The following is a 25,491-nucleotide window of genomic DNA, read 5'->3' as shown; positions in this document are numbered from 1 at the left end:
CCTCGGGCGCGCTCGGTCTCGCGCCCCTCCGCTCCTCGCGCGCGCTCCGTCTCGCGCGCCTCCGCGCCTCGCGCGCGCTCCGTCTCGCGCCTCCGCGCCTCGCGCGCGCTCCGTCTCGCGCGCCTCCGCCCACCGTCGAGTACACACTTTTTGCACGCCCTCGCGGCGTGTCGCGTGCAGAAAGTGTGGACTCGACGGTGGGCGGCGAGCCCGAGAGGTGCGGGCGGGCGGCGTTAGCGCTTGCGCTTTTCGCGGACGCGCATGTTGAGGACGATGGGGGTGCCCTCGAAGCCGTAGACCTCGCGGAGGCGGCGGATGATGTAGCGCCGGTAGCCGGGGTCGAGGAAGCCGGTCGTGAACACCACGAATGTCGGCGGGCGGCTCGACGCCTGCGTGCCGAACAGGATGCGCGGCTGCTTGCCGCCGCGGACGGGGTGCGGGTGCGCCGCCGTCAGCTCGGCCAGGAAGGCGTTGAACTTGCCGGTCGGGATGCGGGTGTCCCACGACTCGAGCGCCAGCTCGAGCGCCGGGACCAGCTTCTCCAGGTGGCGGCCGGTGCGCGCCGAGATGTTGACGCGCGGCGCCCACGAGACGTGCGCGAGGTCCTGCTCGATCTCGCGCTCCAGGTAGCGGCGGCGCTCGTCGTCGAGGAGGTCCCACTTGTTGAACGCGAGCACCAGCGCACGGCCGGACTCGAGGACCAGGTCGATGATGCGGACGTCCTGCTCGCTGATCGGCTCGCTGACGTCGAGGACGACGACGGCCACCTCCGCCTTCTCCAGCGCGGTGGAGGTGCGGAGCGACGCATAGAAGTCGGCGCCCTGCTGCAGGTGCACGCGACGGCGGATGCCGGCGGTGTCGACGAAGCGCCAGACCTTGCCGCCGAGCTCGACCTGCTCGTCGACAGGGTCGCGGGTTGTGCCGGCGAGGTCGTTGACGACCACGCGCTCCTCCCCCGCCGTCTTGTTGAGCAGTGACGACTTGCCGACATTGGGGCGTCCGATGATCGCGACGCGGCGGGGGCCGCCGATCTCGCGCTTGGCGAAGGCGGACTCCTCGGGGAGGGCCTTCAGGACCTCGTCGAGCAGGTCGGCGACACCGCGGCCGTGCAATGCGGAGACGGGATGCGGCTCGCCGAGACCCAGCGACCACAGTTCGGTCGCGTACGGCTCCTGGCGGGCGTCGTCGACCTTGTTGGCGGCGAGGAAGACGGGTTTCTGCGTCTTGCGGAGCAGGCGGACGACGCGCTCGTCGGTCGCCGTAGCGCCGACCGTCGCATCCACGACGAAGAGCACAGCGTCGGCGAGGTCGATGGCGACCTCGGCCTGGGCGGCGACGGAGGCGTCGATGCCGCGGGCGTCGGGCTCCCAGCCTCCGGTGTCGACCAGGGTGAACCGGCGGCCGTTCCACTCCGCCTGGTACGAGACGCGGTCGCGCGTCACGCCGGGCGTGTCCTCCACGACGGCCTCGCGGCGGCCGAGGATGCGGTTCACGAGCGCCGACTTGCCGACGTTCGGGCGGCCGACGATGGCGAGGACCGGCAGGGCCGGGAGGTACGTGATGCCCTCCACATCCTCGCCGGCGATCTCGAGCAGGTCGAGGTCGGTCTCGTCGAGCTCGTACTCGTCGAGCCCGCTGCGCAGGGCGTTCGCGCGCTGGACCGCAAGGTCCTCGTCGAGGTCGGTGAGCCGGGCGACGAGGTCGTCGTCGCCGGTGGGCTCGTTTTCGATGTCAGACATGTGCTGCTTTCTGTACGACCTGGATGACCGCGTCGACGGTCTGGTCGAAGTCGAGGAGGGTGGAGTCGACGGTGGTCACACCGTCCGCGGCGTTCATGAAGTCGACCACGCGGGCGTCGGCCGCGTCGCGCCGCCGCAGCGCTTCGCCGACGTGCGCGGCGGAATGGCCGGCCAGCTCCGCGGAACGCCTCGCCATTCTAACGGCTTCGTCGGCGGTCAGCAGGATGCGCACCGGAGCATCCGGGCAGACCACCGTGGTGATGTCCCGGCCCTCGACGACGATGCCGTCCTGCTCGGTGCGCCGGATGATGTCGCGGAACAGCGCGGTGAGGAACGCACGCACCTCTGGCACGCGGGCGATCGCGCTGACCACCGCGGTGACCTCCGGCGTGCGGATGGTCTCGGTCACGTCGGCGTCGCCGACGAACACGTGGTAGGTGTCCGGGTCTGTGCCGATCCGGTAGTCGAAGTCCGGGAGGGCGTCGATGACGGCCGGGGAGTCGCTCGGGTCGAGACGCCGCTCCACGACGTACCAGCTGAGCGCCCGGTACGCGGCGCCGGTGTCGAGGTACGCCCAGCCGAGGCGGCGGGCGGCCGCCTTGCTGACGCTCGACTTGCCGCTCCCGGCGGGTCCGTCCACGGCGACGACGATCGGGTCGCTCATCCGGTGATCCTCCATCCACGGTCGGTCAGGTCTTTCACGGTGCGGTGCTCCACCTCGGGCAGCACGGCGATGTCGGCGAGGCCGAACGGCGCGCCCGGGGAGTGCTCGAGCCGCAGGTCCTCCATGTTGACGCCCAGCTCACCGAGCTCGTGCAGCAGGCGGGCCAACTCGCCCGGGCGGTCCTCCACCATCACCACGAAGCGCGAATACCTGCGGTCCTGGCCGTGCTTGCCCGGGAGGCGCGAGACGCCGATGTTGCCGCCGGCGATCTCCTCCGCGATGGTGCGGCGGGCGCCGGACGCGTCGACATCCCCGAGGGCTGCGAGCACGCGGTCGAGGTCGTCGCGGTAGGCCCGCAGGATCTCGACGATCGCCGGAGCGTTGGAGCCGAGGATCTGCACCCACAGCTCCGGCTCGCTCCCGGCGATCCTGGTCACATCGCGGACGCCCTGCCCCGCGAGCGCCAGGGCGGCGTCCGGCGAGTCGGCGAGCCGCTTCGCCATGAGGGAGGAGACGATCTGCGGAGCGTGCGAGACGAGGGCGACGGCGGCGTCGTGCTCGTCGGCCTCCATCTCGACGGGCGTTGCACCCAGGTCGAGGATGAGCGCCTCCACGAGGTTGACCGCCGAGCGCGGATTCTCGGGGCGCGCGGCGACCACCCAGGGGCGGCCGATGAACAAATCGGCGCGCGCAGAGGACGGACCGCCGCGCTCCCGCCCGGCGAGCGGGTGCCCGCCGACGTAGTGAGCGAGGTCGAGCCCGGACTCCTCCAGCTCGGCGAGCGGGGCCACCTTCACGCTGGCCACATCGGTGACGACCGCGGTGGGATGGGCGGCCAGCTCGTCGGCGACGACGCGACCCGTCAGGTCGGGCGGCACTGCCACCACGATCAGCGCCGGCTCCACTCCCCCGTCGTCGATGCGCCCGGCCCCATAGTCCGCGGCCAGCCGCAGGTGGGCGGGCGAGGCGTCGGCGAGCAGCACGTCGACACCGCGGGCGCGCAACCCGAGTCCGACGGAGGCGCCGAGCAGCCCCGCGCCGACGACGCGGACGGGACCGGCGAGGCGGGCAGGAGTGTCAGTCACCCGTCCACCTTAGCCAGCGCCACGGGCCCCTGTTTTCAGGAGATCGTGCCCGGTGCCGGTCCTGGATTCAGGAGATCGGCGCGCGTGCGGGTCCTGAATTCAGGAGAAACGGGTTCTCGGGGTGCTGTACGTCCTGAGTAAAGGCCCCACAAGCACCACCCGAGCCGAATCTCCTGAATTCAGGAGACGGGGGTTCGCGATCCTGTTTTCAGGAGATCGGCGCGCGTGTGGGTCCTGATCTCAGGAGAAACGGGTTCTCGGGGTGCTGTACGTCCTGAGTAAAGGCCCCACAAGCACCACCCGAGCCGAATCTCCTGAATTCAGGAGACGCGGTTCGCGGTCCTGTTTTCAGGAGATGACACCGCATCCGGGACCTGAATTCAGGAGGAACAGGCACCCGGTGTGCAGTACGGCTCACTCGCCCTGGCGCGAGATGGTCAGCAGCTGCCCCAGTTCGTCCTTCGTCAGGTCCCGCAACTGCCCGGCCTTCAGCGTGCCGAGGTGCAGCGGCCCGAACTGCCGCCTCACCAACTCCACGACCGGGTGCCCGACCTCGGCGAGCATCCGCCGCACGATCCGGTTGCGGCCGGAGTGCAGCGTGATCTCGACCAGCGAGTCGTCGCCGCGCGGGTTCGACTGCAGCAGCTTCGCCTTGTCCGCCGCGATCGGACCGTCCTCCAGCTCGACGCCCTTCGTCAGGCGGCCGATGGTCTGCGGGGTGACGATGCCGCGCACCCGCGCGACGTACGTCTTCGTCACGCCGAAACTGGGATGCGCGAGCACGTGCGCCAGCTCGCCGTCGTTGGTGAGGATCAGGAGGCCCGAGGTCTCCGCATCCAGCCGGCCGACGTTGAACAGCCGCTCCGGGTACCCGGCGGCGAAGCGCGAGAGGTCCGGCCGCCCCTGCTCGTCGCGCATCGAGCTGACCACCCCGACCGGCTTGTTGAGCATCACGTAGCGGCGGGAGGTGTCGAGCTGGACGGCGGTTCCATCGACGGCGACGCGGTCCACCAGCGGGTCGACGCGCTTCCCGAGCTCGGTGACGACCACGCCGTTGACCGACACCCGGCCGGCCACGATGAGGTCCTCCGACACGCGCCGCGACGCCACACCGGCGGCCGCCATCACCTTCTGCAGGCGCTCTCCCTGCGCCCCGTTCTCAGCGGACATCGCCCTCGAACCCGTCCGCGCCGTCCGCCAGGAGCGGGGAGATCTTCGGCAGCTCGTCGATGGAGTTGATGCCCAGCTGGCTGAGCAGCAGGTCGGTCGTGCCGTAGTTGATGGCGCCGGTCTCGCTGTCCGTGAAGAGCTCCGTGATGAGGCCGCGGCCGAGCAGCGTCCGCACTACCGAATCCACGTTGACGGCCCGGATGGAGGCGATCGCACCGCGGCTGATCGGCTGCTTGTACGCGATCACGGCGAGGGTCTCGAGCGCCGCCTGCGAGAGCTTCGTCGGGTTCTGCTGGAGGACGTACCCGGACACGACCGCGTCGTACTCCTCGCGTACGTAGATGCGCCAGCCGCCTCCGACCTCCCGCAGCTCGAAGCCGCGACGCACGCCGCCCGGCGCGCCGCCCGGCACGCCGCCAGCGACCCCAGCCGCCCCGCCGTCCGCACCGCCCGCCTCACCGTCGAAGTCGGCCACGAGCGCTGCCAGCGCCGCGCGCACCCGCTTCACCGGCGCGCCGACCGCCGTCGCCAGGGTGACGACGCTCATCGGCTCGTCCGCCACCATCAGGATGGCCTCCAGCGCGCGCTCGATCTGCGCGTCCTCGACCGGGGCCGGCACCTCGGTGGTGTCCGTCACCTCCAGTGTCTCGGCCGTGTTCTCAACCGTCATAATCGGCTCCCAGGTTCGACAGGTTCTCTTCGGACCAGTGCTCCGCGGTCCACCGCAGCGTCAGCTCGCCGAGCGGCTCCAGCTGCTCGAAGGCGATCGCCGCGCGCCGGTACAGCTCCAGCACCGCGAGGAACCGCGCCACCACGACGCCCTTCTGCTCGGCGCCGGCGACCAACTGGCGGAAGTTCATCGGCTCGCCCTGCCGCAGCATACCGACCACGATCGCCGCCTGCTCCCGGATGCTGACCAGCGGGGCGTGCAGGTGGTCGAGGCCGACGGTCGGGATCTCGCGCGGCGTCATCGCCAGCGTGGCGAGGGCGGCGAAGTCGTCGAGGCTGAGCGTCCACACCAGTTCCGGCGTGCGCTGACGGAACTTGTCCTCCAGCCGCACCAGGCGGGGATGCCGTGCGCCCTCCGCCTCCAACCGCTCAGCGAACCAGGACGAGGCCTCCTTGAACGCGCGGTACTGCAGCAGCCGGGCGAACAGGAGGTCGCGGGCTTCGAGCAGCGCCACATCCTCGGCATCCACCAGCTCGCCCTGCGGAAGCAGCCCGGCCACCTTCAGGTCGAGCAGCGTGGCCGCGACCAGGAGGAACTCACTCGCCTCGTCGAGGCTCTCGTCGGTGTCGAGGTCGCGCAGGTAGGCAATGAACTCGTCGGTGACGCGGCTCAGCGAGATCTCGGTGATGTCGAGCTCGTGCTTGGTGATGAGCGACAGGAGGAGGTCGAACGGGCCCTCGAACTCGCCGAGCGAAACGCGGAAGCCCGCGGTCTCGCCCGGTTCGGCCGCGCCCGTGCCCGCACCCGCCGGTTCGGCCGTGCCCCGCGGTTCGGCCGTCTCAGGCGACGGCGCCACGGAACACCAGTTCCCGCGCCAGCTGACGGTACGCCTCCGCCGCCTGGTGCTCGGGCGCGAACTGCGTGATCGGGGTGGCCGCCACCGACGCGTCCGGGAACTTCACCGTGCGCGAGATCACCGTCTCGAGCACGCGGTCGCCGAAGGCGTCGACGACGCGCTCCAGCACCTCGCGCGAGTGCAGCGTCCGCGAGTCGTACATGGTGGCGAGGATGCCGTCGAGCTCGATCGCCGGGTTGAGCCGCTCGCGCACCTTGTCGATCGTCTCGATCAGCAGGGCGACGCCGCGCAGGGCGAAGTACTCGCACTCCAGCGGGATGAGCACGCCGTGGCTGGCGGTCAGCGCGTTGACGGTGAGGATGCCGAGCGACGGCTGGCAGTCGACGAGGATGACGTCGTAGTCGTTCGCGACCTTGCGCAGCACCCCGGCGAGGATCTGTTCGCGCGCGACCTCGTTGACCAGGTGCACCTCGGCGGCGGAGAGGTCGATGTTCGCCGGGATGATGTCGAGCCCGGGCGTCGAGGTCGACTGGATGGCGCCCTGAACGTCGGCGTTGCGGTTGAGCAGCAGGTCGTAGATCGTCGTGGCGTCGTGCGTGTGCGCGCCGAGGCCGGCCGAGAGCGCGCCCTGCGGGTCGAAGTCGACCGCCAGGACCCGGCGGCCGTATTCGGCCAGCGACGCGCCGAGGTTGATGCTCGTGGTCGTCTTGCCGACGCCACCCTTCTGGTTGCAGAGGGCGATGATCTTGGCGGGTCCGTGCTGCGTCAGCGGGGCGGGCGCCGGGAAGGCGCGCTGAGGGCGACCGGTGGGGCCGGGCTTCACGGCGATGGATGCGGCATCCATGCCAGGAAGCTGGGTCTCGACCTCGTCGTTGCGCGTCACCTGCGTGTTCCTCGTCCCTCTCGTGGGCGGTCTTTCAAGGGGACAGTCTATCCGCGCCGTGCCCCGCTTGCGGGGCGTGGGCCCGGCGGTTCGGTACGCTGACCGCGTGCAGCCGATGCCGTCCGCCCTGGAGACCCCGCGTCTGCGTCTGCGCCCGCGCGACGGGCGCGACGCCGAGTGGAACCTCGCTCTGCTCGCGGAGCATCCCCTCGGGCCCCCGCCCGGGTCGGTCGAGGAGGAGCGGGAACGGCTGGACGCGCAGCGCCGCCGGTTCGACGAGCAGGGCTTCGGCCTGTACGCGATCGAGCTGGCCGAGACCGGCGAGGCGATCGGGTACTGCGGCCTCGTCGTCGGACGGGCCAGCGCCTCCCAGCCGGAGATCGCGTACGAGCTGCTGCGCGGCCACGTCGGCGGGGGCTACGCCACCGAGGCCGCCTCGGCGGTGGCCGACGCCGCGTTCCGCGCCGGCTTCCCGATGCTGTGGGCCACGGTCGCGACGTGGAACGCACCATCGTTCGGCGTGCTCCGCAAACTCGGGTTCACCGCGACCCGGCGCGCCGGGGCCGACGGCCGCTCCGTCTACGTCTGGCTGCGCCGACGCGCGCCGCGCCGCCTCCACGCGCGCTGATCCACGTGAGTGCTGCCGTTTGTCACGTGTGCTGCTGCGCGCGCAGCAGCAAACGTGACAAACGGCTGCACTCGCTCCGGGTACGGGCGGCAGCGAGGGGCGGCAACGGGCCGCAGCAGCGAGCGGAGGTGCCAGCGAGCGGAGGCGTCAGCGGGCGCGCGGGTGGGAGGTCGCGTACACGTCGCGGAGGGTGTCGGCCGTCACCAGCGTGTAGATCTGGGTCGTCGCGACGGACGAGTGGCCCAGCAGCTCCTGCACGACCCGGACGTCCGCTCCCCCGGCCAGCAGGTGCGTGGCGAACGAGTGGCGGAGCGTGTGCGGCGAGATCTCGACGTCCAGTTTCGCGCGCTCGGCGGCGGCTCGGATGATCAGCCACACGTTCTGCCGGGACAGCCGCGCCCCCCGCATCCCGAGGAACAGTGCCGGCGTCGCCCGGCCCTTCGCCGACAGCACCGGACGCGCCCGCACCAGGTACGCCGACACGGCCTCCTGCGCGTAGCTGCCCAGCGGGACGATCCGCTGCTTGCTGCCCTTGCCGGTGAGGCGGACGACGTCGGCGTCGATCACGTCGTCCACGTTGAGCCCGACCGCTTCGCTGACGCGGGCGCCGGTGGCGTACATCAGCTCCAGCAGCGCTTTGTCGCGCAGCGCGCCAGCATCGTCGCCGTCGGTCGCGGCCAGCAGTGCGGACACCTGCTCCACCGAGATGGCCTTCGGCAGGCGGCTGGGCAGCTTGGGAGGCCGCAGGTCGCGCGACGCGTCCGCCTCCACCCGGCCCTCGTCGAGCAGGAACCGGTGGAACCCGCGGACCGTCGACAGCATCCGGGCGAGCGAGGAGGCGGTCAGCGGCGACTCCGCGCGGGTCCCGAGGTGCACCGCGAACGCAGACAGCGTCGCGGGCGTCACCTGCTGGAGGTCGCCGATCCCCTCCGCCTCCAGCCAGGCGCTGTAGACGGCGAGGTCGCGACGGTACGCCGCGACCGTGTTGGCCGAGAGCCCCCGCTCGATCGCGACGTGCCGGAGGAACGCGTCGACCTCGGCCGCAACGGTCATCTGCTCAGCTTGGGATGGCTCGGCCAGGGCTCGTTGGCGGCGCCGAGCGACGTCCAGCCCTGCTCACGGGCGGTCTTCGCGGCCAGCAGGGCGATGATCAGCGGCGCGTTGTGGACCCGGCGCTGCATCACCGCCTCCACCGCGTCGTCGAGCGGCACCCAGCGCACCTCGATGTCGGCCTCCTCCGCCTCGCGGGCGAACTCGGAGCCGGTCGAGTGGATGCCGCGGGCGACGTAGATCCGGATGGACTCGTCGTTGCCGCCGGGGCTGGTGAAGACGTCCGCGAGCACGTTCCACTCGTCGGCCTGGAGGTCGGCCTCCTCGCTCAGCTCGCGCTGGGCCGCCGTCAGCGGGTCCTCCGCGTGCTTGTCGAGCAGGCCGGCCGGGATCTCCCAGTCGCGGTGGCGGACGGGGTGCCGGTACTGCCGGATGAGCAGCACCCGCCCCTCGTCGTCCAGCGCCAGGATGCCGACGGCGCCGGTGTGGTCCACGTACTCCCGCGTGATCTCGTCGCCGTTGTAGCGGAAGACGTCGCGGCGGACGTTCCAGATCTTGCCTTCGAAGGCCGTCTCGGTGGAGACGACCTCTGGGCGGAACGGCTGGTCGTTCAGGTCGCCTGCGACGCTGTCCGCGACACTGTCGACCACGCTGTCCGCCATCAGGCCTCTGCCACCATCTCGGCGTCGGCCTCGGCCACCTCGAACAGGAGGCTGGCCTTCTGGCGCTCGAGTGCGGCGCCGACGAGACCGGCGAACAGCGGGTGCGCACGGTTCGGGCGGGAGCGGAGCTCGGGGTGGGCCTGCGTGCCCACGTAGAACGGGTGCACATCCCGCGGCAGCTCGACGTACTCGACCAGGTGGCCGTCCGGCGAGGTGCCGGAGAACCAGAGACCGGCGTCGGCGATCTGCTCGCGGTAGTTGTTGTTGACCTCGTAGCGGTGGCGGTGACGCTCCGACGCCTCGTCGGCGCCGTACAGCTCCGAGACGAGGGAGCCGTCGGCCAGCGTCGCCGGGTAGAGGCCGAGGCGCATGGTGCCGCCCAGGTCGCCGCCGGCGATGATGTCGACCTGCTCGGCCATGGTGGCGATCACCGGGAACTCGGTCTCCGGGTCGAACTCGGACGACGACGCGCCGCCGAGCCCTGCCTCGTTGCGGGCGTACTCGATGACCATGCACTGCAGGCCGAGGCACAGCCCGAGCGCCGGGATGCCGTTCTCACGCGCGAAGCGCAGGGCACCGACCTTGCCCTCGATGCCGCGGACGCCGAAGCCGCCGGGCACGCAGATCGCGTCGACGTCGCTGAGCTGCGTCGACGCCCCCTCCGGCGTCTGGCACTCATCGGACGGGATCCACTTGAGCTTCACCTTGGTGCGGTGCGCGAATCCCCCCGCGCGGAGCGCCTCGGTGACCGAGAGGTAGGCGTCGGGGAGGTCGATGTACTTGCCGACGAGACCGATCGTGACCTCGTGCTTCGGGTCGTGGACCGACTCCAGCAGGCGGGCCCAGCCGTTCCAGTCGACGTCGTTGGCCTTGTCGAGGCCGAGCTGGTCGATGATGTACGCGTCGAGGCCCTGCTGGTGGAGCATGGTCGGGATGTCGTAGATGCTCGGCACGTCGACCGCGTTCACCACGGCCTGCTCGTCCACGTCGCACATCAGCGCGATCTTGCGTTTGTTGCTCTCGGAGACCGGTCGGTCGCTGCGGAGCACGAGCGCGTCCGGCTGGATGCCGATGGAGCGGAGGGCGGCGACGGAGTGCTGGGTCGGCTTGGTCTTCTGCTCGCCGGACGCGTTCATGTAGGGCACCAGCGAGACGTGCACGAAGAAGCAGTTCTTGCGGCCCAGCTCGTGGCGCACCTGGCGGGCCGACTCGATGAACGGCTGCGACTCGATGTCGCCGACCGTCCCGCCGATCTCGGTGATGATCACGTCGGGGGCGGGCTCGCCGTCCGGACCGGGCTGCGCCTGGAGGCGCATCCGCCGCTTGATCTCGTCGGTGATGTGCGGGATGACCTGGACGGTGTCGCCGAGGTACTCGCCGCGGCGCTCCTTGGCGATGACGTTGGAGTAGATCTGGCCGGTGGTGACGTTGGCGGACTGCCCGAGGTTGATGTCGAGGAAGCGCTCGTAGTGGCCGATGTCGAGGTCGGTCTCCGCACCGTCGTCGGTGACGAAGACCTCACCGTGCTGGAACGGGTTCATCGTGCCCGGATCCACGTTCAGGTAGGGGTCGAGCTTCTGCATGACGACACGCAGGCCCCGCGCCGTGAGGAGATTGCCGAGGGAGGCGGCCGTCAGCCCCTTCCCCAACGAAGAAACGACACCACCGGTCACGAAGATGTGTTTGGTAGTGCCGTTTGTCTGAGATCTGCCGCTCGAGGGGCCCGCGTCTGAATAATCCACCACGGGCTCTCAGCTTATCACCGATGGATGCCCGTCCCGCGCCGCCGACGCCATGTCGACCAGTTCCCGGGCATGGGCGAGGCCGCTCTCGGAGTCGGGCAGGCCGGAGAGCAGACGCGCCATCTCGGCGATGCGCTCGTCGCCGTCGAGCCGGCGGACGCTGGAGGCCGTGACCGCGCCGTCGCTGCCCTTCACGACCGTGAGGTGGTTGGTGGCGAAGGCGGCGACCTGGGCGAGGTGCGTCACGACGATGACCTGCGCCGACTCCGCCAGACGCGCCAGACGCCGGCCGATCTCGATGGCGGAGGCTCCGCCGACGCCCGCGTCGACCTCGTCGAAGATGAAGGTCGGGACCGGATCACTGCCCGCGATGACGACCTCGATGGCGAGCATCACCCGCGAGAGCTCGCCCCCGGAAGCGCCCTTGCCGAGCGGGCGCGGTTCGGCGCCCGGGTGCGGCTGCAGCAGGATGGCGACCTGATCGCGGCCCATGGCGCTGTACGTGCTGAGGTCCTCCGGATCGCGCTGCGTGACCTCGACGACGATCCGTGCGTCCGGCATGGCCAGGGCGGAGAGCTCCTCGCTGACCGCCTCGGCCAGCCGCGCGGCCGCCGCGGTGCGCTCGGCGCTCAGGTCGGCGGCGAGCTCGGCGACGAGCGCGGCGTCGTCCTCCACCTCGCGGGTGAGCTCGCCGATCCGGTCGGCGTCGCCGTCGAGCTCCAGCAGCCGCAGGCTTCCCGTCTCGAGCGTGCGGATCACGTCGTCGAGCGTCGGGCCGTACTTGCGCACCAACCCGGCGAGCTCGGAGCGACGCGCCTGCACGATGTCGAGCTCGTGGGCGCCGTCGGTGTCGAGCGCCGCAAGGTAGGTCGACAGCTGCGCGGCGATGTCGGAGACGAGGTAGTTCGCCTCTGCCACCGACTCGGCGAGGGGCTGGAGGGCGTTGTCGTGGGGAGCCATCCGCTCCAGTTGGCGGCGCGCGTTGTCGAGCAGGCCCAGCGCGTCGGCGCCCTCGGACTCCTCGGCGCTCAGCAGCTCCCGTGCACCCGAGGCGGCGAGCCGCAATTCCTCCAGGTTGGTCAGGCGTTCGGCACGTTCGGCGAGTTCGTCGTCCTCCCCCGGCTGTGGTGCGACGGCCTCGATCTCGGCCATCGCCGCGCGGAGGTCCTCGGCCTCGCGCGCACGGCGGTCCTGGTCGGCGATCAGGTCGTCGAGCTCCGCCCGGTTGTCGCGCCAGCGGTGGAAGACCTGCTCGTACCCCGCGAGCGCCTCGGCGAAGGCCGGGCCGGCGAAGCGGTCGAGAGCCGCGCGCTGGGCGACGGCGGACCGCAGCCGGATCTGGTCCGACTGACCGTGGACGACCACCAGCTGCTCGCCCAGCTCCGTCAGCACTGCGACCGGCGCACTGCGGCCGCCGACCACGGCGCGCGAGCGCCCCTCGGCCGACACCGACCGGCTCAGCACCAGTTCGGCCTCGTGCGCGTCGATCGCGTCGACGTCTCCCCCGGTGTCGCGCACGCGATCCACGACGTCACCCGACGACGGCACGCGCCACCGACCCTCGACCCAGGCCTGCGGGCTGCCGAGGCGGACGGCTCCGCTGTCGGCGCGTTCGCCGAGCAGGAGCCCGAGCGCCGTCACGACCATCGTCTTGCCCGCGCCGGTCTCGCCGGTGATCGCGGTGAACCCTGATCCCAGCGGCAGCGAGGCGTCGGCGATGACGCCCAGGTCTTTGATCGAGATCTCCTCGATGCCTCCGCGCACGTCAGTCACGCCCCGCCGGCCCCCTCCAACCCGTGACCGGGAGGTCGAACTTGTGCACCAGCCGGTCGGTGAAGGGACCGGGGTGGAGTCGTGCCAGCCGCACCGGGATGGGCGAACGGCGGACGACGACGCGGGCGCCGCGCGGCAGGTCGAACGGGCGGCGGCCGTCGCACCACAGGATGCCCGCACCGCCGGCGCGGTCGAGCAGCTCGACCGCGAGCGACGAGTCGGCGTCGACCACGAGGGGACGGGAGAACAGAGCGTGCGCGCTGAGCGGCACGAGCAGGAGGGCGGCGACGCCCGGCCAGACGACCGGGCCGCCCGCCGAGAACGAGTACGCGGTGGAGCCGGTCGGCGTCGACATCACGACGCCGTCGCAGCCGAAGCTCGACATGGGCCGGCCGTCGACCTCGATGACCACTTCGAGCATCCGCTCGCGGCTCGCCTTCTCGACCGTCGCCTCGTTGAGCGCCCAGCTCTCGTAGACGACCTCGCGGCCCACTTTGACGCGCGCCGAGAGCGTCATGCGCTCCTCGACCTCGTAGTCTTTCGCGAGCCCGCGTGCGACCGCGGTCTCGAGGTCGTCGCGCTCGCTCTCGGCCAGGAAGCCGACGTGGCCGAGGTTGACGCCGAGGAGCGGCGCCGAGCAGCCGCGCACCAGTTCGGCGGCGCGCAGGATGGTGCCGTCACCGCCCAGCACGATCACCAGCTCCAGCTCGTTCGGAGCGATGTCGTCGCCGAGGACGAGCACCGCGTCGAGCGACGGGTCGGCCTCCAGCAGGTCTCTGCGCTCGTCGGCGCTCAGAACCGGGACGACGCCCGCGTCGAGCAGCTGCCGGGACACGCGGACACCTGCCTCGAGGGAGTCAGGACGACCGGTGTGCGCGACGACGAGGATGTATCGCGTCGCTTCACCGATCGGTGCCACGTCGTCTCCTCTCGAAAGCCGTCCTCCCATTCTGTCTGTTTTCTCGCCGAGGACGAGGCCAGCAGGCCGGGTTTGTGGAGAACGTTCACCTAGCGCGAAACGCGCACGACCTCATCCCGGAGCCCGGACGGGTCCGGTGCACCCGCTCGCAGCCACGCCAGGAACTCCTTGTTGCCGTGTCCGCCGGCGATCGGCGAGGCGATCAGACCCGCGGTGCCCAGCCCCGCGTCGTGGGCCGCCCAGAGCACGTCGGAGACCGCGTCGGCGCGGAGGCCCGCATCCCGGACCACGCCCTCGCGGATGCCCTGCCTGCCGACCTCGAACTGCGGCTTGATCAGCAGGACGAAGTCCGCACCGCGCACGGCCGTCGCGACCAGCGCCGGCAGCACCTGGGTCAGCGAGATGAACGAGAGGTCGGCCACCACCAGGTCCGGGCGCACGTCGTCCCCGGTCAGCCCGGCGAGGGAGGCGGCGGTCAGCGAGCGGACGTTGACCCCTTCGTAGGACTCCAGCCGCGCCTCCCCGTCGAGCGCGGGAGACAGCTGGCCGTGCCCGACATCGACGGCGATGACCCGTGCGGCGCCGCGCTCCAGCAGCACCTGGCTGAACCCTCCCGTGGAGGCGCCCGCGTCGAGCGCGACCCGGCCGCCCGGGTCGACGGCGAAGGCGTCGAGCGCTGCGATCAGCTTGTGCGCTCCCCGGCTGACGTAGTGGTCGGCGCCGGCCACCTCGATGCGCTGCGCGTCGCCCACCTTGAGAGAGGCGCGCACAGCGGGTCGCCCATCCACCGTGACGAGGCCCTCGGCGATCACGGACGCCGCGTGCGAGCGCGACCGCGCCAGGCCCAGCTCGGCCAGTGCGACGTCGAGGCGGCGCTCAGCCCCGGCCATGCTCGTCGTCGCCCTCCAGGGTGCGACGGAGCTGCTCGTGGAGCTGCGCGTACGCGTCGGCGCGCGCGTCGAGCGGCTGCTCCTCGATCACGTCGAGGCGCGCGACCAGGCCGTCCTCGCCCGGGCTCTGCGGTTCATCCGACATGGTTCAACCGTACGTCAGCCGCGGCTCGCGACGAAGACGCCGGCGAGGGTCTTCTTGCCGCGCCGCAGCACCACCAGGTCGCCGGGGAGTACATCGGCCCCGATGGCCTGCTCGGCGTCGTCGACCTTGCCGTTGTTGACGTAGACGCCGCCCTGGGTCACCGCTCGGCGGGCTTCGCTGAGGCTGGAGGTCAGTCCGGTGTCGACGAGGGTCTGGGCCACCGTGGCGTGCGGCTCGGTGCGGGTGGTGTTGGGGAGCTCGCGGAGCGCGGCCTCCAGCGTCGCGGCGTCGAGGTCGGAGAGCTCGCCCTGGCCGAACAGCGCCTGGGCGGCGGCGATGGTGGCCTCGGTGGCCTCGACACCGTGCACCAGCGCGGTCACCTCGAACGCCAGGCGGCGCTGCGCCTCGCGCCTGAAAGGCTCCTCGGCGACCGCGCGCTCCAGCTCCTCGATCTCGGCGCGCGTCAGGAACGTGAAGATCTTGAGCCGGTCGATGACGTCGGCGTCGTCGGTGTTCAGCCAGAACTGGTACATGGCGTACGGCGACGTGAGCGCGGGGTCGAGCCAGACCGCGTTGCCCTCGCTCTTGCCGAACTTGGTGCCGTCGCTGTTGGTGATGAGCGGCGTGCCGATGGCGTGGACGTGGACGCCCTCCACCTTGCGGATGAGCTCCGTCCCGCTGGTGAGGTTGCCCCACTGGTCGCTGCCACCGGTCTGCAGCACGCAGCCGTACTGGCGGTAGAGCTCGAGGAAGTCCATCCCCTGCAGGATCTGGTAGCTGAACTCGGTGTACGAGATGCCCTCGTCGGAGTTGAGGCGCGCGGCCACCGCATCCTTCTTGAGCATGGTGCCGACCCGGAAGTGCTTGCCGATCTCGCGCAGGAAGTCGATCGCCGACATCGGCGCCGTCCAGTCGAGGTTGTTCACCAGCCGCACGGCGTTCTCGCCCTCGTCGGAGAGGAACCGGGCGACCTGCGCCTGCAGGTAGGCGACCCACTCGGCGACGGTCTCCTTGGTGTTGAGCGTCCGCTCGGCGGTCGGACGGGGGTCGCCGATGAGCCCGGTGGATCCGCCGACGAGCCCGAGCGGCCGGTGACCGGCGAGCTGGAGGCGGCGCATGGTCAGGAGCTGCACCAGGTTGCCGAGGTGGAGGCTCGGCGCGGTCGGGTCGAAGCCGCAGTAGTAGGTGATGGGTCCACCCCTGAGGAGCTCCTTCAGAGCGGTCTCATCCGTCGACACGTGAACGAGTCCGCGCCATTTCAGCTCGTCCCAGACGTCGGAGAAGGAAGGATCGTTGGACTGCGCGGTGAGGCCGGACAGGGCGGTTTCGGACACCCGACCAGGGTAGCAGCGGCCTCGGCGCCACCCTGAAACGGCGATCAGGCCTGGATCCCTGATGAGACTATGATCAGGCCCACAGTCCTGATATGCTGGGGATCAGGCCTGCACCCCTGACGGCCGGAAGAACCATCGGAAGAAAAGCGAGAGGAGCCCGCGATGTTCGTCGTGACCGCCGACCAGGTGGACAGCAGACGCCGTGCCGACCTCGTCGGAAGCGCGCTTTCCACCATCCGCGACCGCTACGCCCCGCGCCTCGCAGCCGCGCCCGACCGGAACGCTGGCGACGAGCTCCAGGTCGCCACAGAAGACGCCGCGACCGCTCTCGACCTCGTCCTCACCCTGACCAGGGAGGGCGCCTGGAGCGTCGGACTGGGGCTGGGAACGGTCCGCCTCCCCCTCCCCGAGAACACGCGGGAGGCCACAGGAGACGCCTTCATCGCCGCCCGCGCCGCCGTCACCCGGGCCAAGCGGGCGGCGTCGCGGTTCGCTGCGGAGGCCGTCGTCGACACCGAGGCGGCTGCCGATGCGGAGGCGCTCACCATCCTCCTGCTCACCCTGCGCGACGGGCGCAGCGCCGCAGGATGGGAGCTGTACGACCTGGTCTCGTCCGGCCTGACCCAGGCCGAAGCGGGAGCCCGGCTGGGTATCACCCCGCAGTCCGCCAGCGACCGTGCACGGGCTGCCGGTCTGCGGGTCGAGTTCGCGGCCATCCCGGCGCTGACTAGGCTGTTGGCGCGCGCCGATGCTCGGCAGACCGGTGCGCCCGACCCCGAGGAGGACGCATGACGAGCTGGCCGCCGATCGCCGCACTGCTCGGACCGGCGCTCCCCCGGGCGCTCTGGGTCCTGGCGCTCCTCATGCTGGTCGCCGCGCTCGGCTGCATCGTCGCGACCCTTCGCACGCCGCGGCGCCCTCTCGTGTACTGCGCGGCCGGCCTGCTCGCGGCGTCCTTCATCGTCGTGCTCCTCCCCGCGCAGCACGCACCGCTCGCGTTCCGCCTCCTGATCGGGCTCGTGGCGCTGGCGCTCGCGGTGCTCGGGGGCTGGCCGGCCTCCCAGCTCGTGCTCGCCCTCGCGACGCGCAGCACGACCGAGCCCAGCGCGCACGGCGGCATCCTGGTGCGCGCACTCACCCCGGAGGGCGTGACGACGCGTGAAGTGCTCCGCGGCGGCACGACCATCGGGCTGCTGGAACGGTTCGCGGCGGCCGGCACGATCATGGCCGGATTCCCGGAGGGGCTCGCAGTCCTGATCGCCATCAAGGGCGTCGGCCGCTTCACCGAGCTGGAGCAGCCGGAGGCGCGCGAACGGTTCCTTATCGGCACGCTCACGAGCATCGTCTGGGCGTGCGTCTGCGCGGGGACCTTCCGGATCGTCGCGGGCTGAGCCGAGGCGGCGACCGCTGCGCCCGTCAGTCGTGCGACTTCGGGTGCCGCTTGTAGGGCGAGACAGTCGGGTCGTCCGCGAGCCAGTACCGCCACGGGAACGCGAGTCCACCCCCGGCGCCCGAGACGCCCGTCCGCGGGCCGGTCGCGTACGGGGCCTGCTCGGTCGGCAGCAGCAGCTCGAACGGCGGGGCGAACAGGTCGGCGCCGTCATCCGCCAGGACGATCCCGGCAGCGACGACCATCCGCGCCGGTCCGCGCGCCAGGTCGCGGTGCGGGATGCGCCTCCCGCTTCCCCCGACGCGGCGCAGCTCTGCCAGCTCCTCCCCCTCGACCACCTCGGCGGCGCGGAGGAGAACGGCCGACGCCTCGCCCTCCGGCGAGCAGACGATGTTCGCGCACACGTGCATCCCGTACGTGAAGTACGTGTACAGGTGCCCGGGTGGCCCGTACATGACCGCATTGCGCTTGGTCCGGCCGCGGAAGGCATGCGACCCGGGGTCGAGGCCGTCGCCGATGTAGGCCTCCACCTCGGTGATGCGCAGGGCGACCGGCCCGTCCGGAGAGTCGTGCCGGAGCACGGCGCCGAGGAGGCGCGGGGCCACCTCCAGCGACGATGCCAGGAACTCCTCGCGCGCTGGCCGGTACAGGGTCACGTCAGAAGATCCGGCCGCCCGCGGCGACTGCCACGATCAGCCCGACCACGACCACCGCGACGGCGACCACGACGATCGTCGGGATGATCCACGGATGCTTCCGCTCGGGCTGGAATCGGGCCATCAGACGAGGTCCCTTCGGGAGGCGTGGAGGCCGAGGGCGGCTTGGCGGACCTGCTCGGTGAGCGCGGCGAGCTGCTCGTCGACGCGAGCGGGAGCGGTGCCGCCCACGCCGTCGCGGCTGCCGACCGAACCCTGCACCGACAGCACCGAGCGCACCTCCGGTGTGAGCAGCGGCGAGATCGCGGCCAGCTGCTCGTCGGAGACCTCGTGCAGTTCCAGGCCGTTCCCCTCGGCGACGCGCACCAGGCTCCCGCTCAGCTCGTGGGCGGTGCGGAACGGCACGTGCTGCTTCACCAGCCACTCCGCCACGTCGGTGGCGAGCGAGAAGCCCTGGGGCGCCAGCTCCGCCATCCTGTCCGTGTGGAAGCGCAGGGTCGCGACCATCCCGGTGAACGCGGGCAGCACGGTCTCGAGGGTGCGGACCGAGTCGAAGACCGGCTCCTTGTCCTCCTGGAGGTCGCGGTTGTACGCGAGCGGCAGCCCCTTGAGGGTGGTGAGCAGCCCCGTCAGGTTGCCGATCAGCCGGCCGGCCTTGCCGCGGGCGAGCTCCGCGATGTCCGGGTTCTTCTTCTGGGGCATGATCGACGAGCCGGTCGAGTAGGAGTCGTCGAGGGTGACGAAGCCGAACTCGCGCGTGTTCCACAGGATGATCTCCTCGGCGAACCGGGAGAGGTCGACGCCGATCTGCGCCGCCACGAAGGCGAACTCCGCCACGACGTCGCGTGCTGCCGTCCCGTCGATCGAGTTCTCGGAGCTGCGGGCGAAGCCCAGCTCGCGGGCGACCAGCAGCGGGTCGAGGCCAAGCGTCGACCCGGCGAGCGCCCCCGAGCCGTACGGCGACACGTTGGCGCGGCCATCCCAGTCGGCCAGCCGGTCGAGGTCCCGCACCAGCGGCCAACAGTGCGCGAGCAGGTGGTGGGCCAGGAGCACGGGCTGCGCGTGCTGCAGGTGCGTCCGCCCGGGCATGACGGCGTGAGGATGTGCGCCCGCCTGTGACGCGATGGCGTCGACCAGCGCGATCAGCTGCTCGGCGATGACGCCCGCATGGTCGCGGAGGTACAGCCGGATGAGCGTCGCGATCTGGTCGTTGCGGCTGCGGCCCGCGCGCAGCTTGCCGCCGAGGTCGGCGCCCGCCCGCTCGATCAGCCCGCGCTCTAGGGCGCCGTGCACGTCCTCGTCGGTCTCGGCGGCGCTGAAGGCGCCGGAGGCGACGTCGCGGTCCAGCGCGTCGAGCGCGGACAGCATCCCGTCGAGCTCCTCGGCCGTGAGGTAGCCGGCGGCCGCGAGGGCGCGCGCGTGGGCACGTGACCCTGCGATGTCGTAGGCCGCGAGCTCCCAGTCGAAGTGGGTCGACTTGCTGAGCGCGGCGAGTTCGGGCGACGGGCCGCCGGCGAACCGGGCGCCCCAGAGCGAGCCCTCGCCGGTCTTGCCGACGCCGGCGCCTGCGCCGACGCCGCCGTTCTCGGTGCTGTCCGTCATGCTGCGGCCTCCGTGTTCTTCTCCAGCAGCCAGGCGAGCAGCGCCTTCTGCGCATGGAGGCGGTTCTCGGCCTCGTCCCAGATGACCGACTGCGGGCCGTCGAGCACCTCGGCGCTCACCTCGTAGCCGCGGTACGCGGGGAGGCAGTGCAGGAACACCGCGTCCGGGGCTGCGAGGCCCATCAGCCGCGAGTCGACGGTGTAGTCGCCGAAGACGGCGACGCGCTCGGCCTTCTCGTCCTCCTTGCCCATCGACACCCAGGTGTCCGTGACGACGACGTCCGCGCCGGCCGCCGCCTCCGCCGGGTCGGTGAGCACGGCGACCGAGCCGCCGGTCCGCTCCGCGATCGCCCGGGCGTCGGCGACGATCGCCTCCGCGGGCGCGTATGCGGCCGGGGAGGCGATGCGGACGTGCATGCCCGCGGTCACCCCGCCGAGCAGGTAGGAGTGCGCCATGTTGTTGGCGCCGTCGCCGAAGTAGCTCATCGTCAGGCCGGCGGTGCGCCCCTTGTGCTCGCGCACGGTCAGCAGGTCGGCGAGGATCTGACACGGGTGGAAGTCGTCCGACAGCGCGTTGATGACGGGGACGCGCGTGCCCTCGGCCATCTCCTCCAGCCCCGACTGCGCATAGGTGCGCCAGACGATGGCGGCGACCATCCGCTCCAGTACGCGCGCGGTGTCGGCGAGCGACTCCTTGCCGCCGAGTTGGCTCTCGCCGCTCTGGATGATCAGGGGGCTGCCGCCGAGGTCGGCGATCCCGACGGCGAACGAGACGCGGGTGCGGGTGGAGGTCTTGTCGAAGATCACCGCGACGGTCTGCGGACCGGCGAGCGGCTTCGCCGAGAAGCGGTCGCGCTTGAGGTCGGCCGCGAGGCTGAGGACCTCGGCCTGCTCGGCGGGCGAGAGGTCGTCGTCGCGGAGGAAGTGCCGGGTCATGCGGGCCCTTTCGTGCTGTTCGGAAGTCGTCGGACGGGAGTCGGAGAACGGGATGTCGGGATCAGAGGGAGGCGAGGGCGCGGCCGAATCGTTCGCGGAAGTCGGCGAGTTCGGCGTCACCCACGATCAGCGGGGGCGCGAGGCGGATGCTCGACTCGTTCGGCGCGTTGATGATGAGCCCCTGGTCGAGGGCGGCGTCGGAGAGCCGGTGCGCCTCGCCGTCGGTCAGCCCGATCCCGATCAGCAGGCCGTGGCCGCGCACGGCGCCGATCAGGGGCGAGTCGAACTCGCGGATGATCTGCTTCAGCTCCTTGCCGCGCCGAGCGGCGTTCCCGACGAGGTCGGCGCGCTCGATCTCGGCGAGGACGGCGTTGCCCGCCGTCGTCGCGAGCGGGTTCCCGCCGAAGGTGGAACCGTGCTGACCCTGGGTGAAGAGGTCGGAGGCGCGGCCGAAGGTCACCAGCGCTCCGATCGGCACACCGCCGGCCAGGCCCTTGGCGACAGTGACCGCATCCGGGACGATGCCGTCGTGCTGGAAGGCGAACCACTTCCCCGTGCGGCCGATGCCGGTCTGGATCTCGTCGACGACCAGGAGGGCGCCGTGCTGCTCCGTCAGCTCCCGCGCCCGCTGCAGGAAGCCGGCCGGAAGGTCGAGCACGCCGGCCTCCCCCTTGATCGGCTCGACGAAGAGGGCGGCGACGCGGTCGTCGATCGCCGCCTCCAGGGCGTGGATGGTGGAGTCGATGTGCTGGACGCCACCGGGCAGCGGCTCGAACGGCTCCCGCATCGGCGGCTTGCCGGTGAGCGCGAGCGAGCCCATGGTGCGTCCGTGGAACGAGTTGTGGAGGGCGAGGACCCGGGTCCGGCGGCCGTGCGGACCGCGGTTGAGGCGCGCCAGCTTGAACGCGGCCTCGTTCGCCTCGGCGCCCGAATTGCCGAACAGCACGCGGCCGCCCTCTCCGGCTCCCGTGATGGTGCGCAGTCGCTGCGCCAGCTCCAGCTGCGACGGCGTCGAGAAGTAGTTCGAGACGTGCGCCAGCGTCCCGATCTGGGCGCTCACCGCCGAGACCAGCGCGGGATGCCCGTGGCCGAGCGCGTTGACGGCGATCCCGGCGAGGAAGTCGAGGTACTCCCTGCCGTCGATGTCCCACACGCGGCAGCCCTCGCCGCGCACGAGCATGCGCTTCGGCGTCGCCAGGGTCCGCATGATGGATTCGCCGAACGGCGCCTTCCAGGCGCCGTCCCGCCACTGCGCCGTATCGATCTGCCCGTTCACGTTCTCCTCCAGTGCCTCGCTCACGCGGGCACCACCTCCGTCCCGATTCCGGACTGCGTGAAGACCTCCAGCAGGATGGAGTGCGCGATCCGGCCGTCGATGATCGCAGCCTTCGCCACTCCGCCGTCCACCGCATCCAGGCACGCCGCCATCTTGGGGATCATGCCCGACTCCAGCGACGGGAGCAGCTCCCGGAGGTCGTCCGCCTCGATCTTCGACAGCAGCGAGTCGCGGTTCGGCCAGTCGCGGTAGAGACCCGCGACGTCGGTCAGGATGACCAGCTTCGCGGCTCCCAGCGCGACGGCGAGCGCGGCGGCCGCCGCATCAGCGTTCACGTTGAGCGCCTGGCCGGCGTCGTCGATATCCGGCGCGATGGAGGACACGACAGGGATGCGACCCGCCGCCAGCTGCGTGAGCACCGCCTCCGGATCGACCGCGACGACGTCTCCGACCAGGCCGAGGTCGACCTCCTCGCCGTCGATCACCGCAGCGCGACGGCGGCCCTGGAACAGTCCGGCGTCCTCACCCGAAAGGCCGGCGGCCAGCGGTCCGTGCTTGTTGATGTTGCCGACGATGTCGCGGTTGATGCGTCCGGTCAGCACCATCCGCACCACCTCCATCGCCTCGGGCGTGGTCACCCGGTAGCCGCCGCGGAACTCGGAGTCGATGCCGAGACGGTCGAGCATCGCCGAGATCTGCGGTCCGCCGCCGTGCACGACGACCGGGCGGATGCCCGCGTAGCGCAGGTAGACCATGTCCTCGGCGAAGCTGCGCTGCAGCTCCTCGCTCACCATGGCGTTGCCGCCGAACTTCACCACGATGATCTGGTCGTGGAACGTCTTCAGCCAGGGCAGCGACTCGATCAGCGTCGCAGCCTTGGTCGCCGCCGCCTCGTGGTCGGCGGCCGCTTCGTCGGTCATCAGGGACTCCGTCATCGCCATCAGCTCGCGTACGCGCTGTTCTCGTGGACGTAGTCGTGCGTCAGGTCGTTCGTCAGGATGGTCGCCGTCTCGTCGCCCGCGTGCAGGTCGATCAGGACGTGCACCGCCCGCGGGGTCAGGTCGACGAGCTCGCGCGGCTGGTCCGGCTCCCCCGCCGTGCAGACCTGGACGCCGTTGATCGCGACGTCGATGCCGTACGGGTCGAACTCGGCGTCGGTGGTGCCGACGGCGGCCAGGACCCGGCCCCAGTTGGGGTCGTTCCCGAAGATGGCCGCCTTGAACAGGTTGCTGCGCGACACGGCACGGCCGACCGTCACTGCGTCCTCCTCGCTGCGGGCGTTGACGACCTCGATCGCGACGTCGTGCGATGCGCCCTCGGCGTCGCCCTGGAGCTGCTCGGCCAGGTCGCGGCAGACCTCCGTCAGCGCGTCGGCGAACTCGGACTCCCCCGGCTCCACGCCGCTCGCCCCGGAGGCGAGCAGGGCGACCGTGTCGTTCGTCGACATGCAGCCGTCCGAGTCGAGGCGGTCGAAGGTGACGCGGGTCGCCGCGCGCAAGGCCCGATCCAGCTGCTCGGAGGTGAGCATTGCGTCGGTCGTCAGCACGACCAGCATGGTGGCGAGCCCGGGCGCGAGCATCCCGGCGCCCTTCGCCATGCCGCCGACCGTCCAGCCCGCCGGCGACCGGTGGGCGGCCTCCTTGGGGCGGGTGTCCGTGGTCATGATGGCCTGAGCCGCGCCGAGCCCCGCGTCGGGAGCGAGCGCTGCGGCCGCCGTCTTCACGCCGCCCAGCAGGGCGTCCAGCGGAAGCTGCTCGCCGATCAGGCCGGTGGAGCAGACCAGCACGTCCCCGGCGGAGATGCCCAGGTGCGACGCGACGGCCTCCGCCGTGGCGTGCGTGGTCTGGAAGCCCTGCGCGCCGGTGTAACAGTTCGCGCCGCCCGAGTTGAGCACGATCGCGGAGACGACGCCGTCCTGGATGACCTGCTCGCTCCACAGCACCGGGTTGGCCTTGCAGCGGTTGGTGGTGAAGACGGCGGCTGCGGAGTTCAGAGGGCCGCGGTTGTGCACCAGGGCCAGGTCGCGGTTGCCGCTGGCCTTCAGCCCGGCGACGACCCCGGCTGCGGCGAATCCGGATGCGGCGGTGACGCTCACGGCGCGACTCCGTTCACGGTCAGGCCCGCGGTCTCGTCGAGGCCGAGGGCGATGTTGACGGACTGGATGGCCGCTCCGGCCGTCCCTTTGTACAGGTTGTCGAGGGCGAGCACCGTGACGACGCGGCCGGCCGCCTCGTCGAGCGCGACGCCGATCAGGACCGTGTTGGCTCCGAGCACGTCGGCCGTGCGTGGCAGGGTCCCGGCAGGCAGCACCTGGACGAACGGCTCGCCGGCGTAGGCGGCCTCCCACGTCGCCTGCACCTGCTCGGTCGTCACTCCCGGCTTCACCCGGGCGGTGGAGGTGGCGAGGATGCCGCGCGACATCGGCACCAGCACCGGGGTGAACGAGATGGTCGGGGCGGTGGCGCCCGACTTCCGCAGGTTCTGCTGGATCTCCGGGATGTGCCGGTGCGTCCCTCCCACCCCGTACGGGTTGGCCGAGCCGAGGATCTCGCTGGCGAGGTACATCGTCTTGAGCGACTTGCCCGCGCCCGACGGGCCGACGGCCAGGACGGCGACGATGTCCTGCTCTTCGACCAGCCCCGCCTGGATGCCCGGGGCGAGCGCGAGCGAGACGGCGCTGGCGTTGCAGCCGGGAGCGGCGATGCGGCGCGCGCCGAGGAGGGCGGTGCGCTGCTTGGGGGCGGCGGCGGTGGTGTTTGCAGCAGCGGCGGTGTCGCCTGCGGTGTCGCTCGCTGCGGCGGCGGTGTCGCCCGCAGTCGCTGCTGCGGCCAGTGGCAGCTCCGGAACGCCGTATGCCCAGGCGCCGAAGTGCTCGCCGCTGTAGAACGCCGCCCAGTCGGCCGGGTCCTCCAGCCGGTGATCGGCGCCGCAGTCGACCACGACGGTGTCATCGGGGAGCTGGGCGGCGATCTCGCCGGAGGCGCCGTGCGGGAGCGCGAGGAACACCACGTCGTGGCCGGCGAGGTTCGCCGCAGTGGTCTCCTGCAGGGTCAGGTGCGCGAGGGAGCGCAGGTGCGGCTGGTGGGCGATCAGCGGGTGACCGGCGTTCTGGTGCGCGGTGACCGTGCGGATCTCGAAGTCGGGGTGTCCGGCGAGGATGCGCAGCAATTCACCGCCCGCGTATCCGGATGCGCCTGCGACAGCGACCGAGAAAGTCATGCTTGTTCCTTTTCGAGTGGACGACGGTTGTCTCGGCGACGGCGGCGCCCACGTCGATCCACTGCACGAGGACCGCCCGGAACGCCGCCTAGCTTCGGCGGTCGCGCAGGCGTCGGCGCAGGGCGCGGGCGGCGAAAGCCGCACGCGTCGAGTCGGTGCACCGGACGGAAAGCATGGGACAACCCTAGCGCGCCCTCCCCGGC

Annotated in this window: 26 protein-coding genes; 3 read left to right on the top strand and 23 right to left on the bottom strand. The window is 71.5% G+C overall.

What is annotated here, in order from left to right; all coding sequences use genetic code 11:
* Positions 1–233 precede the first annotated feature (233 nt).
* The 7 genes from der to SB754_RS03535 form a co-directional block, all read right to left on the bottom strand.
* On the bottom strand, positions 234–1,739 hold the full coding sequence (der, locus tag SB754_RS03565) for a ribosome biogenesis GTPase Der (RefSeq protein ID WP_410780977.1): 1,506 nt from the start codon (positions 1,737–1,739) through the stop codon (positions 234–236).
* Positions 1,732–2,403, bottom strand: coding sequence for a (d)CMP kinase (gene cmk, locus SB754_RS03560; protein ID WP_410780976.1), 672 nt, complete (start codon positions 2,401–2,403; stop codon positions 1,732–1,734). The genes der and cmk overlap by 8 nt, the downstream gene beginning before the upstream one ends.
* Entirely contained in the window at positions 2,400–3,488 is a 1,089-nt protein-coding gene (locus SB754_RS03555; RefSeq protein ID WP_410780975.1) for a prephenate dehydrogenase, read from the bottom strand. The genes cmk and SB754_RS03555 overlap by 4 nt, the downstream gene beginning before the upstream one ends.
* A 414-nt stretch (positions 3,489–3,902) precedes the next feature.
* Positions 3,903–4,658 (bottom strand): pseudouridine synthase, encoded by a 756-nt coding sequence (locus tag SB754_RS03550; RefSeq protein ID WP_410780974.1) that lies wholly within the window; start codon positions 4,656–4,658, stop codon positions 3,903–3,905.
* On the bottom strand, positions 4,648–5,328 hold the full coding sequence (gene scpB / locus SB754_RS03545; protein WP_410780973.1) for an SMC-Scp complex subunit ScpB: 681 nt from the start codon (positions 5,326–5,328) through the stop codon (positions 4,648–4,650). Before scpB ends, SB754_RS03550 begins: the two co-directional genes overlap by 11 nt.
* A complete protein-coding gene (locus tag SB754_RS03540) occupies positions 5,318–6,184 on the bottom strand; it encodes a segregation and condensation protein A (RefSeq protein WP_410780972.1) in 867 nt (288 codons plus the stop codon). Before SB754_RS03540 ends, scpB begins: the two co-directional genes overlap by 11 nt.
* Complete coding sequence (locus SB754_RS03535) at positions 6,168–7,067, bottom strand: ParA family protein (RefSeq protein WP_410780971.1); 900 nt, start codon at positions 7,065–7,067, stop codon at positions 6,168–6,170. Before SB754_RS03535 ends, SB754_RS03540 begins: the two co-directional genes overlap by 17 nt.
* Before the next feature lie 115 nt (positions 7,068–7,182).
* On the opposite strand from SB754_RS03535, the gene SB754_RS03530 reads away from it, so the two are divergent.
* Positions 7,183–7,695 (top strand): GNAT family N-acetyltransferase, encoded by a 513-nt coding sequence (locus SB754_RS03530; RefSeq protein ID WP_410783252.1) that lies wholly within the window; start codon positions 7,183–7,185, stop codon positions 7,693–7,695.
* Positions 7,696–7,842: 147 nt separating this feature from the next.
* Here the strand turns inward: SB754_RS03530 and xerD are convergent, their stop codons facing one another.
* The 8 genes from xerD to tyrS all read right to left on the bottom strand — a co-directional run bounded on the left by xerD (position 7,843) and on the right by tyrS (position 16,210).
* A complete protein-coding gene (xerD, locus tag SB754_RS03525) occupies positions 7,843–8,748 on the bottom strand; it encodes a site-specific tyrosine recombinase XerD (protein ID WP_410780970.1) in 906 nt (301 codons plus the stop codon).
* Entirely contained in the window at positions 8,745–9,407 is a 663-nt protein-coding gene (locus tag SB754_RS03520; protein WP_410780969.1) for an NUDIX domain-containing protein, read from the bottom strand. The genes xerD and SB754_RS03520 overlap by 4 nt, the downstream gene beginning before the upstream one ends.
* Positions 9,407–11,149, bottom strand: a complete 1,743-nt coding sequence (locus tag SB754_RS03515) for a CTP synthase (protein ID WP_410783251.1) — start codon at positions 11,147–11,149, stop codon at positions 9,407–9,409. Before SB754_RS03515 ends, SB754_RS03520 begins: the two co-directional genes overlap by 1 nt.
* A 9-nt stretch (positions 11,150–11,158) precedes the next feature.
* Positions 11,159–12,922 carry a DNA repair protein RecN gene (gene recN / locus SB754_RS03510; protein ID WP_410780968.1) on the bottom strand — a complete coding sequence of 588 codons (1,764 nt, stop codon included), beginning with the start codon at positions 12,920–12,922 and terminating at the stop codon, positions 11,159–11,161.
* The gene (locus tag SB754_RS03505) at positions 12,915–13,832 is read right to left on the bottom strand and encodes an NAD kinase (protein WP_410783250.1); all 918 of its coding nucleotides are present in this window, start codon (positions 13,830–13,832) and stop codon (positions 12,915–12,917) included. The genes recN and SB754_RS03505 overlap by 8 nt, the downstream gene beginning before the upstream one ends.
* A 98-nt stretch (positions 13,833–13,930) precedes the next feature.
* Positions 13,931–14,731 carry a TlyA family RNA methyltransferase gene (locus tag SB754_RS03500; protein WP_410780967.1) on the bottom strand — a complete coding sequence of 267 codons (801 nt, stop codon included), beginning with the start codon at positions 14,729–14,731 and terminating at the stop codon, positions 13,931–13,933.
* The gene (locus SB754_RS03495; RefSeq protein WP_410780966.1) at positions 14,718–14,876 is read right to left on the bottom strand and encodes a hypothetical protein; all 159 of its coding nucleotides are present in this window, start codon (positions 14,874–14,876) and stop codon (positions 14,718–14,720) included. Before SB754_RS03495 ends, SB754_RS03500 begins: the two co-directional genes overlap by 14 nt.
* Positions 14,877–14,890: 14 nt before the next feature.
* Entirely contained in the window at positions 14,891–16,210 is a 1,320-nt protein-coding gene (tyrS, locus tag SB754_RS03490; RefSeq protein ID WP_410780965.1) for a tyrosine--tRNA ligase, read from the bottom strand.
* 162 nt (positions 16,211–16,372) lie between these two features.
* Between tyrS and SB754_RS03485 the strand changes: the two genes are divergently transcribed.
* Together SB754_RS03485 and SB754_RS03480 are read left to right on the top strand one after the other, a co-directional pair.
* Positions 16,373–17,002 (top strand): DNA-binding protein, encoded by a 630-nt coding sequence (locus SB754_RS03485; RefSeq protein WP_410780964.1) that lies wholly within the window; start codon positions 16,373–16,375, stop codon positions 17,000–17,002.
* Positions 16,999–17,601, top strand: coding sequence for a hypothetical protein (locus SB754_RS03480; RefSeq protein ID WP_410780963.1), 603 nt, complete (start codon positions 16,999–17,001; stop codon positions 17,599–17,601). Before SB754_RS03485 ends, SB754_RS03480 begins: the two co-directional genes overlap by 4 nt.
* A gap of 25 nt (positions 17,602–17,626) precedes the next feature.
* On the opposite strand, the gene SB754_RS03475 is transcribed toward SB754_RS03480, so the two are convergent.
* The 8 genes from SB754_RS03475 to SB754_RS03440 all read right to left on the bottom strand — a co-directional run bounded on the left by SB754_RS03475 (position 17,627) and on the right by SB754_RS03440 (position 25,288).
* Positions 17,627–18,256, bottom strand: a complete 630-nt coding sequence (locus SB754_RS03475) for a DNA-3-methyladenine glycosylase (protein WP_410780962.1) — start codon at positions 18,254–18,256, stop codon at positions 17,627–17,629.
* Position 18,257: 1 nt separating this feature from the next.
* Positions 18,258–18,380 carry a hypothetical protein gene (locus SB754_RS03470; protein WP_410780961.1) on the bottom strand — a complete coding sequence of 41 codons (123 nt, stop codon included), beginning with the start codon at positions 18,378–18,380 and terminating at the stop codon, positions 18,258–18,260.
* Complete coding sequence (gene argH / locus SB754_RS03465; RefSeq protein WP_410780960.1) at positions 18,380–19,858, bottom strand: argininosuccinate lyase; 1,479 nt, start codon at positions 19,856–19,858, stop codon at positions 18,380–18,382. Before argH ends, SB754_RS03470 begins: the two co-directional genes overlap by 1 nt.
* Positions 19,855–20,793 carry an ornithine carbamoyltransferase gene (gene argF, locus SB754_RS03460; RefSeq protein WP_410780959.1) on the bottom strand — a complete coding sequence of 313 codons (939 nt, stop codon included), beginning with the start codon at positions 20,791–20,793 and terminating at the stop codon, positions 19,855–19,857. Before argF ends, argH begins: the two co-directional genes overlap by 4 nt.
* A 61-nt stretch (positions 20,794–20,854) precedes the next feature.
* Positions 20,855–22,093 (bottom strand): acetylornithine transaminase, encoded by a 1,239-nt coding sequence (locus SB754_RS03455; RefSeq protein WP_410780958.1) that lies wholly within the window; start codon positions 22,091–22,093, stop codon positions 20,855–20,857.
* Complete coding sequence (gene argB / locus SB754_RS03450; RefSeq protein WP_410780957.1) at positions 22,090–22,989, bottom strand: acetylglutamate kinase; 900 nt, start codon at positions 22,987–22,989, stop codon at positions 22,090–22,092. The genes SB754_RS03455 and argB overlap by 4 nt, the downstream gene beginning before the upstream one ends.
* A 20-nt stretch (positions 22,990–23,009) precedes the next feature.
* Positions 23,010–24,164 (bottom strand): bifunctional glutamate N-acetyltransferase/amino-acid acetyltransferase ArgJ, encoded by a 1,155-nt coding sequence (argJ, locus tag SB754_RS03445; RefSeq protein WP_410780956.1) that lies wholly within the window; start codon positions 24,162–24,164, stop codon positions 23,010–23,012.
* Positions 24,161–25,288, bottom strand: a complete 1,128-nt coding sequence (locus SB754_RS03440; protein ID WP_410780955.1) for an N-acetyl-gamma-glutamyl-phosphate reductase — start codon at positions 25,286–25,288, stop codon at positions 24,161–24,163. The genes argJ and SB754_RS03440 overlap by 4 nt, the downstream gene beginning before the upstream one ends.
* Positions 25,289–25,491: the final 203 nt, after the last annotated feature.

The sequence above is a fragment of the Leifsonia sp. SIMBA_070 genome, from assembly GCF_046534635.1.
GTDB lineage: Bacteria > Actinomycetota > Actinomycetes > Actinomycetales > Microbacteriaceae > Leifsonia.
This window is presented reverse-complemented; position numbering and strand designations above follow the sequence as displayed.

Coding starts and splice junctions, on each gene's coding strand:
- der (WP_410780977.1), bottom strand. CDS start 1,739: ATGTCTGACATCGAAAACGAGCCCACCGGCGACGACGACCTCGTCGCC.
- SB754_RS03530 (WP_410783252.1), top strand. CDS start 7,183: ATGCCGTCCGCCCTGGAGACCCCGCGTCTGCGTCTGCGCCCGCGCGAC.
- cmk (WP_410780976.1), bottom strand. CDS start 2,403: ATGAGCGACCCGATCGTCGTCGCCGTGGACGGACCCGCCGGGAGCGGC.
- scpB (WP_410780973.1), bottom strand. CDS start 5,328: ATGACGGTTGAGAACACGGCCGAGACACTGGAGGTGACGGACACCACC.
- argH (WP_410780960.1), bottom strand. CDS start 19,858: ATGACGGACAGCACCGAGAACGGCGGCGTCGGCGCAGGCGCCGGCGTC.
- SB754_RS03520 (WP_410780969.1), bottom strand. CDS start 9,407: ATGGCGGACAGCGTGGTCGACAGTGTCGCGGACAGCGTCGCAGGCGAC.
- SB754_RS03485 (WP_410780964.1), top strand. CDS start 16,373: ATGTTCGTCGTGACCGCCGACCAGGTGGACAGCAGACGCCGTGCCGAC.
- SB754_RS03440 (WP_410780955.1), bottom strand. CDS start 25,288: ATGACTTTCTCGGTCGCTGTCGCAGGCGCATCCGGATACGCGGGCGGT.
- argB (WP_410780957.1), bottom strand. CDS start 22,989: ATGACCGACGAAGCGGCCGCCGACCACGAGGCGGCGGCGACCAAGGCT.
- xerD (WP_410780970.1), bottom strand. CDS start 8,748: ATGACCGTTGCGGCCGAGGTCGACGCGTTCCTCCGGCACGTCGCGATC.
- SB754_RS03550 (WP_410780974.1), bottom strand. CDS start 4,658: ATGTCCGCTGAGAACGGGGCGCAGGGAGAGCGCCTGCAGAAGGTGATG.
- SB754_RS03500 (WP_410780967.1), bottom strand. CDS start 14,731: ATGGCCGGGGCTGAGCGCCGCCTCGACGTCGCACTGGCCGAGCTGGGC.
- SB754_RS03495 (WP_410780966.1), bottom strand. CDS start 14,876: ATGTCGGATGAACCGCAGAGCCCGGGCGAGGACGGCCTGGTCGCGCGC.
- argF (WP_410780959.1), bottom strand. CDS start 20,793: ATGACCCGGCACTTCCTCCGCGACGACGACCTCTCGCCCGCCGAGCAG.
- SB754_RS03480 (WP_410780963.1), top strand. CDS start 16,999: ATGACGAGCTGGCCGCCGATCGCCGCACTGCTCGGACCGGCGCTCCCC.
- SB754_RS03470 (WP_410780961.1), bottom strand. CDS start 18,380: ATGGCCCGATTCCAGCCCGAGCGGAAGCATCCGTGGATCATCCCGACG.